Here is a 1,788-nt window from a genome sequence, read left to right as displayed (position 1 = left end):
GGCGGCACGGGTACTAATAGCGGCGGCACGGGTACTAATAGCGGCGGCACGGGTACTAATAGCGGCGGCACGGGTACTAATAGCGGCGGCACGGGTACTAATAGCGGCGGCACGGGTACTAATAGCGGCGGCACGGGTACTAATAGCGGCGGCACGGGTACGGGGACATTGCCGACACAGGTTCCAGGTACGAGTCCGAGTCCGACTTCGGGCGCGACAACTCCGAGTCCGATTCCTTCGATCGTCCCTACTCCAACTGCGGCGCCCCCAACTCCTCCGCCTTTGGGCGGCGGGCCGACTCCGCCGAGTTTTACATCTCCGACTCCTAACCAGCCGCCGATCGTGGAAGCTGGCAAGACGGTGACTGGTTTGCAGAATTTGCCTCTGTCTCTGAGCATTTCGGCGCCCAGCGACCCGGAGGGCCAGCCGCTGTCGATCGCGGTAGTCGGACTTCCCAATCCTACTTTTGGTCAGGTAATTACGGGTACGAACCCGGTCGCCGTAAACCAAAAGTTAACCGTTCAGGATTTACTCGGGCTGAAATTCCAACCTGGAACAAACGCGATCGGGCCAGCCGGTTCTTTCAGCTACAGCGTAGCTGACGACCAAGGCGGCACGGCAGCAGCGTCAGTGGCGATTAACATCAATTCTTTCGATACCTCCGTAACTGTTCCAAGTACCCTGTCGCCGATTGCTGTCAATGACGGCATCGTATTTACGAGTACGAATAATTCGCTGCCCACTTTCATCGATGTGCTGGCCAACGATTCCAGCCCGCAAAAAGGGACGCTCAACATTATCAATGTCAGCACACCGCAACTGGGGATAGCTGTAAATCTTGTCTCTCAAGTGCAATTCATCCCCGGCAACGTAGCGGGTACAACTGCTTTCACCTACAGCGTCAGCGACGGATTCGGGACAATTCCGGGCGTAGGTACTATCACCGTTCAAATCTTGCCTGCAGATAGCGGGCCTAACAATTTAGTTGGGGGTTCTTTGCCGGACAATTTGGACGCTTTGGCGGGCAGCGATACTATTGATGGTCAAGGCGGCAACGATACGATTAATGGCGGTGTGGATAACGACGTGATCGTAGGAGGCCTCGGCGCAGATACCATGACGGGGGGCGGCGGCGGCAATCAATACCGCTATACCAGCCCTGCACAAGGTGGGCCTGGCTTTGATGCGGCTTCTTCGGCGGCGATCGAGGCTGCGATCGCGGCGGGCGGATACGATGTGATTACTGATTTTAACGGTCTCGGTGTGCCGATCGCCGATCAGTTTAATTTTGCCCCCGGATTTGCGAATCTGGGCGGTAACAGCCAAGTTCTGCTGAATGTGCAGACAACTGTTTCTGCAAATATTCTGGGAGGAAGTGCTTTCTTGTTTGCCTACGATTCCGGCGGTAATACTTACATCATTTATGACGGCAATGGCAATAACCTCACCGGCAGCGATTCTCGCATTTTGGCGAAGTTAAATGGTGTAACTGGGGTTTCTGCTCTTTCGGAATTTGACTTGACCTTTATCTAGGAACATAAGAGGTTTGAAACCGCAGATTAAGGCAGATAAACGCCGATTTTGTTGGCAGTTTATCTGCCTTAATTTTGGTTCATATCATGTCCGGTCGATTAACCATGATTCCTGTAGGGGCGGGTTCACCAAAATATTGAATAGAAACGGGAAAATCTGTAAACCCGCCCCGGCCTTTAATCCCACATTCCGCACCCCGAACTGGCACATAGGCGGATTGAGGGGGTAAAAGTGAATCATCCGAGACCATCATGA

The 1,788-nt window shown here is 53.8% G+C and carries 1 protein-coding gene; it reads left to right on the top strand.

Translation table 11 applies throughout. From position 1 onward, the window contains the following. The coding region (locus tag QUA16_RS36540) for a calcium-binding protein (protein WP_445305428.1) at positions 1 to 1,533 on the top strand (1,533 nt) is incomplete at its 5' end. Positions 1,534 to 1,788: the final 255 nt, after the last annotated feature.

The organism is Microcoleus sp. S13_C3 (assembly GCF_036700905.1).
In the GTDB taxonomy this organism is placed as follows: Bacteria; Cyanobacteriota; Cyanobacteriia; order Cyanobacteriales; family Microcoleaceae; genus Microcoleus.
This window is presented reverse-complemented; position numbering and strand designations above follow the sequence as displayed.